Raw genomic sequence first — 7,321 nt, 5'->3', positions numbered from 1 at the left:
GCCCGAGCGCAGCGATGGGCCGTCCCCGCCCCCTCCCCTCTGGCTGCGCCGAGGAGCGCAGCGTTTCGCGGATCAGGGATCGCAGCTGTTTGAGCGAAGCGAGTTCTGCGAGACCCCGCGGAACGTGAGCACCGCAGGTTGCCCGCAGCGAAGCGGAGGGTCGCAGACAGTGGGGTCGCCTTTTCTTTGCTTACTTTCTTTTGGCGAAGGAAAAGAAAGTAAGTCGCCCGCCGGGGCGAGACCCGGCCTCGGAAAGAAAGAAAAAGCAACGGACTCATTCCCCACCCCCGAGGAACAAGGCTTCGAACTGCAAGTCCCGAGGCAACCCGGTAGCCAGCACGCGAACCCCGCCTTCCGAACCAGGCGTCTCCATCCAAAGCGAAGTCCCCGCCAACGGTAACTCCAGCGCCCGCTCTTCATCCGCGGTCTCGTCATCAGCTGCAGCGGCAAACAGCCGCCCCAGCGCCGCCTCGAACCGCAGTGCATCCAGATCCCCATCGAGCCCTTCGAGCACGGCCTGCGTCCCCAACGCCCACCACCGAAGCACGGCAAGCAACGCAGCCCCACTCAAAACGCCAGAAGCTGCGTCTTCATCCAATTCAACAGCGAGAGTGAACGGAAAGTACCGCCCCACCCCATCCACCGAAGGCATCAACACCCCGATCCAAGCCCGCTCCCCCACCACCTGCTCCCCCAGCGCAAAGCACCACACAGGCGCTTCAAGGTAATGAGCAGTCCAGTCCGCATGCCGGTCCCGCAACCGCGCCAGCCCACGCTGCAACCACGGATCCCACACCGACCGAAACGACTCCGGCAACCGCCGATGCGCAAAGTCCCCCATCCCCGGCAGCTTCCCGAACCATCCGGGCAACTCGCCAGAAACGAAGAGAGAGGAGGAAGAAGAGGCCACGCTCACAACCCCTCCGGACAAGAAAACTCCCTCAGCTCCTTCAGCCGGATCGGATGCTGCACGCTGTTCGTCGTCACTTCGAAGCGCGTCTTGCGCGCGCCCACCTGGAAGGTGATGAAGAACTTCTCCGGCGCATCACCGGCTTCCAGCTGCCCTTCGTCGAGCGTGCGGAACAGCGCCCAAGGCCCATCCATCGCCGACCCCGAACTGCCGGTGGTCGACGGCGGGCTCACCTGCACGCGCACCTGGTTGCTGCCCTTCGGGCCGGGCCACTGCACGGCCATCGGCACCACGGGGCCGTGCGCGTACTTCACGAGCTGGCCATCGACATCGAGGATGAACTGCGTGATGCCCGCATCCATCTCCACCGGCTTGAAGTCCAGCCGCATCGAGGGCCCGCGTCCGCCGCCGCGGAAGAAGATGTCCTTGATGCGCGCCGCGCGCTCGAACTGGGCCAGCGCCTGCGTGGTGATCGCGCCGCGCTCGGCCACGGGCTTGTAGCGCCACGGCCGCGTGCTGGTGTCGACGATGGCGGCCAGGCGCTTCTGGAAGAAGTCGTCCATCAGGCCGCCGGCGCCGAACATCTGGCCGAAGTCCTCGGGCAACACGTCGCGCTTGCTGCTCTGCACGAAGGGGTAGCGGCCCGCGATGGCGCGCGCACAGAACTCGGTCACGGGGCGCAGGTCCTGGCTCAGGTTGCCGCGCTCGGCCACCTGGGCTTGTGCGGCGCCGGTCTGGCTCAGGTTCTCGATCATGCTGCGCACCGGCTCGGGCAGGCGGCCCGCGTCGGACTTGAGCTTGCCGGCCACGTCGCCCGGTGGCGGCGAGGTGCGGCCCTTCACGGCCGTGTCGACGGCGTTGAGGTACACGTACACCTCGTTGAAGAGCTTGAGCGCATCGTCGATGGGTGCGGGCTGGTTCGGCCCGCCTGCGGTGACGAGGCGACGCAGCGATTCGAAACGGTCGTCGACGATGCTCTCGATGCGCTTGCCCGGTGCCACCTGCTTGCCGGGGTCGCTGCCGAACAGGTCTTCCAGGCCCTTGCGCGTGTTGCGCACGGTCTCGGTGGCCTTGCTGACCACGTCCTTGTTGGCATCGGCCGCAGGAATCAGCGTGGTCTGCTTGACCACCGCGCGCAGGAAATTCGCGAGCGGCGAATCGACGCCCGAGAGGATGCGCGCGGTCTCGATGTTCTTCTCCAGGCCGCTGACACGAATCAGCCGCACGTCGGCCAGCAGCGCCTCCCACTGCTTGACGTACTCCTCGAGGTACAGGCGCCGCACGCGGTCGGTCAGCGCGCCGAGCGCCGCGGCGTCGCGCAGGCGCTCGCTGGTGTTGCGGTCCTGGCCCAGCACCCACGGGTCTTCGGCGGCCAGCAGGCCGGTGAGCACCACGACCTCGTTCTGGAAGCGCTTGTGATAGCCGTCGTAGGTGAACATGCCCGGCACGCCCTCGCTCAGCGGCTTGCCGCTGATGCGCTCGAACACCAGCGGGCCCGAAGGACCGGTGGCCTGCGCCACGCTGAAGGCCGGGATGTCCTTGCTGGCGCGCTGGCGCTTGAGGCGGCTGAACACGCGCTGCTCCAGCGGGTAGCTCGCAAGCACGGCGCGCACGCTGCGCACCAGGTTCTCGTCCATCTTCAGCGGCGAGCGGGGCGGGCCCTGGGCGATGAGCACGTCAAGCTGGTCTTCGAGCGCCTTGCGCTGGTCCTCGGGAATGCCGCGATCGAGGTTGCGCGACCAGTCGAGCGTGATCCAGGCCTTGAGCGCCTCGGCATCGAAGCGCTCGGGCTGGTAGAGCATCAGATAGCTCTTCAGGGCCTCGTAGGTGAACTCGAGGTTGTCCTTCTGCGCGGTGCGCAGCTGGTCTTCGATGCGCTTGGCGATCTGCGGCAGGAAGGCGTCGTTGAGCGCGCGCTGGTGCGTGAGCATGGCGGCGGCGTCGAGCTTGTCGCCCTGGTACAGGCCCAGCGTCATCGACAGCGGCTCGTCACCCTGGCGGTTGTCGGGCGTCTTCCAGATGTCGCGCAGGCCCTGCAGCACGGGCGCGACCTCGACCAGGTTCTGCACGCGCGCGGGCAGCGCCGCCAGGGTCTTCTGCGCGGGCTCCACGCGAGCCTCGACCGACTTCAGGTAGTTCGTGTTCTGCCACGTGCTGTAGCCCCAGGCCGCGAGCAGGCCGACCGTGACGAGCGTCATCGCGGCCACACCCGCCAGGCGCAGCGTGTGGCGGCGGCGCTCCAGCTTCACATCGGCGCCCGCCAGGCGCTGCTCGGGAAACACCACCTCGCGCAGCAGCGCGGTGAGGAAGTAACTGCGCCCGCTGGACTTCTGCGGCGCGAGCATGGCACGCTCGATGCCGAAACTGCGCGCCAGGCTGCCCATCACGCGATCGATCGGGCTGCCCTCCTGCGTGCCGCTGGTGAAGTACACACCGCGCACCCACGGCGGCTGTGCGAAGCGCGAGCCGGTAAACACCTGTTCCAGCAGGTCGGACAGCAGCGGCCCGACCGAACCGAACTGCGCCGGAAAGCCGAAGATCGCCGCACGGCGCGTGCCGTCGGTCTCACGCTGCATGCGCGCGATGAGGCCGTCGTTGATGCGGTTGTGCAGCAGGCCGAATTCGCGGTGGAACGCAGCGGACAGGCCCTTCTCTTCAAGCTGCACGTTCTCGTCCGCCGGCAGCGTGAAGCCGAAGACCTGTGCGCGCTGTTCCTTGCCGAGGTCGTCGAAGTAGTCGGTCAAGCCATACAGCAGGTCGCTCTTGGTGACCAGCACGTACACCGGCAGGCGCGTGGTGAGCTTGCTGTCGAGTTCGAGCAGCCGCGCGCGGATCGAGGCCGCGAGCTGCGTGCGCGCCTCGGGGCCCTGGCTCAGCAGGTCGCCCACGCTCACGGTAAGGAACACGCCGTTCAGCGGCCGGCGCGGACGTGCCTTCTTCAGCAGGCCCAGGAAGCCTTCCCACGCGCTCTTGTCTTCCGACTGCTGGCTGTCCTGCGTGGTGTAGCGGCCGGCGGTGTCGATGAGCACAGCCTCGTCGGTGAACCACCAGTCGCAGTTGCGCGTGCCGCCCACGCCGCGAATGGCGCCGGGGCCGAACTTCTCGGCCAGCGGAAAGCTCAGGCCCGAGTTGACCAGCGCCGTGGTCTTGCCCGCGCCCGGCGCGCCGATGAAGACGTACCACGGCAGGTCGTACAGATAGCTGCCGCCCGAGATCGACAGCCAGTCGCGCCAGCCCGGCTTCTTGCCGGCGGCATGCAGGCGCATCTGCTTGAGCGTGGCGACGGCTTCGCTGAAGCGCGTGTCGAGAATCTTCTGTTCGCCGTCGACCGGTGCACCGGTCTTGGCGGCGGCCGGCGCCTTCATGAGGCCGTCGGTCAGATGCTGGCTCGCACGGCGCGCGCGCCAGCGGCGGTACAGCGCACGCAGCAGCACGATGAGCACGATCACGCCGATGACGATGGCGCGCGTCATCTCGCTTTCGAGCGGTGCGAGTGCGCCGATCTTCACCAGCGGCCCGACCCACCAGATCAGCAGCGCGACGACGATCAGCGCGAGCAGCGTCAGCAGCAGCGGGCTGAACAGGAAGCCGAAGATTTTCTTGATCATTTCGTCGCTCCCGGGACTGCGGCAGCGATGCGCTCGGGTTCGGTCAGCAGCACGATGTCGACGCGGCGGTTGCGCGCGCGATTGGCCGGCGTGTCGTTCGCCGCCACGGGTTCGGCATCGGCCTTGCCGTCGGAACGCATGCGCGCGGGCTCGACCAGCGTGGAGAGCGCGCCCTTCACCGCATCGGCGCGCGCGGCCGAGAGGTGCCAGTTCGACGGATAGCGCAGCGAGCGGATCGGCTGGTTGTCGGAATGGCCGGTGATGAGCACGTCGCCCTTCACCTCGGCCAGCGCCTGGCCGATGCGGCGCAGCACGGGCAGCGACGACGCCATCGGCTCGGCACTGCCAGAGCCGAAGAAGGAATCACCGCGCAGCCGCACCACGCTGCGGTCGGCCTCGTCGGTCACCGTGACCAGGCCCTGCTTGATCTCGGGTTCGAGAAAACGCGCGAGCCGCGGCGACTTGGCTGGCGCCGCAGGCGGCGCGATCTGGATGTTGGGCACGCGCAGGCTCGACACCGCCGCGTAGGTGGTGTCGGAGCGGTTGTTGAGCGTGAGCCGCAGGCCGAACCACGCAAGCGCCAGCAGCAGCGCAAAGCCAGCCGCGAACACCCACAGCGGCAGCGACTCGCGCAGCCGCACCGTGCCCGCGCCCTGCCCGCGCCAGTGCGGCGACAGCTCGGGCTCGACGGCCGGACGGTCTTTCGCGATCAGGTCGGCCAGGCGCTGCCGCACCGAGTCGAGCTGTGCGCGGCCGTTGTCCACCACGCGGTAGCGGCCCTCGAAACCCAGTGCGAGCACGCTGTAGATCAGCTCCAGCAGCTGGCGGTGCGTGGGCACGTCCTGCGCGAGCTTGGCCAGCAGCTGGAACACTTTCTCGCCGCCCCAGGTTTCGTTGTGGAACTGCACCAGCAGGCTCTGCTTGTTCCATCCGGCCTGCACGCCCCAGGGCGTGTTCGCCACGGCCTCGTCGAGCGCCGTGCACAGCACATAGCGCGCGGCCAGCACCGACTCGTTGCCCACGCCCGCGCGGCGCGCCGCGGCATCGAACTGGTTCACCGCATCGGCGGTGGACGCGCGCAGCGCCGGCACGTTGGGCGGCTGCGCGAGGTTGCGCAGCTTGCCGATCAGCACCAGCAACTTGCCCGCGGCCGAGACCAGCGGATTGAGCAGGCCGATCTCTCCCACCTCAGCGACGGGTGTCGGGTCCGCGCCGCCGAAGAACGGCGCAGGCGCCGCAGCCGGCGGCGTGCCGCCCGGTGTGCGCGGCTTGGGCTTGATGACCGTGCGCTCGGACTCGAAGGCGGCGAAGGGGTCGGGAGGGGTGCTCATGGTGATGTTCCGTTTCCGTCAGCCCGATGCGGCTAGGAACGAATGGCCCAGAACGCCAAGTCGAGGCCGGGGAAATCGCCCGCGATGTGCATCGCGATGCCGCCCGACTGTTCGAGCTGGCGCCACAGGTCGCTGTTGCGCGTTTCGAGTTCGAAGTAGTTGGCGCCCGTGTGGAAGGGAATCTGGCGCGGCGCGACCGGCATCGGCGTCAGCGTGACGCCCGGCAACGCGAGGTTCACGAGATCACGGATGCGCTCGACCGGACCGATCTTCACCTGCGTCGGGAAGCGCGCACGCAGCGCCTCGCTGGGCATGTTCGCGTTCACCGCGAGCACGAAGGTCGCCTTGCGCTGCAGCTCCACATCGGTCACCACCGCCACGCGCACACCGTGCTTGCGATCGTGCAGGTCGATGCGAATGGCCGACTGCTCGAACACCATCGACAGGCTGCGGCGCAGGTCGTCCATCACCGGACGGAAGCTCAGCGCCAGGTCGTCGTGGATGTAGGGCCCGAAACGCGTCACGCGACGCGTGTCGCGGAAGCTCGCGAGATCTCCGGCCAGCCCGAGCGCATGCTCGAAGAAATGCTGCGGGTGCAGCATCGCGCTCCTGGCCAGGTGCGCAAAGATGGCTTCGTTGCGGTTCACGGCCTGCAGCAACATGAAGTCGGCGATCTCCGCCACACCGCCGGTGCCGCCTTGGGTCATGCGCCCGGCCAGCGCCTCGCCGCGCTGACGCAGCAGGCCCAGCAGCTCGTCGAGCCAGGCGCGAATGACCGCATGGCCGGCCACATCGAGCAGCGGCGGCAGCATCGCACGATCGAGCTGCACCTGGTTGTCGACGCGGCGCTCGACCACGCGGGCCACGCCCAGCGTGGCCCAGGCGTCGGTGGTCTCGCTCGCGCGCATCAGGCGCGTGTGGAGCTGGCCCAGTTGCAGCATCGCGGTGCGCTCGCCGGCCGTGTTGGAGTCGGGCACGTCGGACTCCAGCACGCGATGGCGCACCAGCTCCTCGTACTCTTCAGCATCGGCTTCACGCGCCCCGGCGCGGCGCAACGGCAGCGCAAGCACCACCGCCTCGTCGCGCATCGACGCGGGAATGTCGATCGGCTCGGGCAGCGGATCGACCGCCGGCATGTCGAACACCGTGCCGTCGCCGAAGATGCCCACCGCCCGCACCAGCGCCAGCTTGCCCAGCGTGAGCGCCGCCGCATCGATCTCGAGTTCGGCGAACCCCCAGGCATAAGGCGTGGTGGTGCGCAGCAGCACATGCCGCGCATGATCGGCATGGCGCTCGCTCTGCTGCAGGTGCTGAGGCTGCAACAGCATCCCCTCGCTCCAGACCACTTTGGTTCGCCAACTCATCCGCACTCCGTCAACGGCAAGGGTGCCGGGAAGAAAGAAGAAACACGAAGTTTCCGGCGCGGGGGGCGGGAGGCAAATCCGCCTTAAGGCCTAGCTAATGGCCTAGGC

At 68.3% G+C, this 7,321-nt stretch carries 4 protein-coding genes; all 4 read right to left on the bottom strand.

From position 1 onward, the window contains the following. Window positions 1–274: 274 nt before the first annotated feature. The 4 genes from tagF to tssK are packed head-to-tail and all read right to left on the bottom strand — an operon-like array spanning window position 275 to window position 7,213. Complete coding sequence (gene tagF / locus D3H34_RS30490; protein WP_286186468.1) at window positions 275–910, bottom strand: type VI secretion system-associated protein TagF; 636 nt, start codon at window positions 908–910, stop codon at window positions 275–277. A 2-nt stretch (window positions 911–912) separates the two neighbouring features. After that, complete coding sequence (gene tssM, locus D3H34_RS30485) at window positions 913–4,518, bottom strand: type VI secretion system membrane subunit TssM (RefSeq protein WP_119558588.1); 3,606 nt, start codon at window positions 4,516–4,518, stop codon at window positions 913–915. Beyond that, window positions 4,515–5,849: a DotU family type VI secretion system protein gene (locus D3H34_RS30480; RefSeq protein WP_119558586.1), complete on the bottom strand. Its 1,335-nt coding sequence runs from the start codon at window positions 5,847–5,849 to the stop codon at window positions 4,515–4,517. Before D3H34_RS30480 ends, tssM begins: the two co-directional genes overlap by 4 nt. Window positions 5,850–5,881: 32 nt before the next feature. Further along, window positions 5,882–7,213, bottom strand: coding sequence for a type VI secretion system baseplate subunit TssK (gene tssK, locus D3H34_RS30475; RefSeq protein ID WP_119558584.1), 1,332 nt, complete (start codon window positions 7,211–7,213; stop codon window positions 5,882–5,884). Window positions 7,214–7,321 lie beyond the last annotated feature (108 nt).

Source organism: Acidovorax cavernicola, assembly GCF_003581445.1.
The sequence above is the reverse complement of the archived record's forward strand: the minus strand, read 5'-3'. Positions and strand labels throughout refer to the sequence as shown.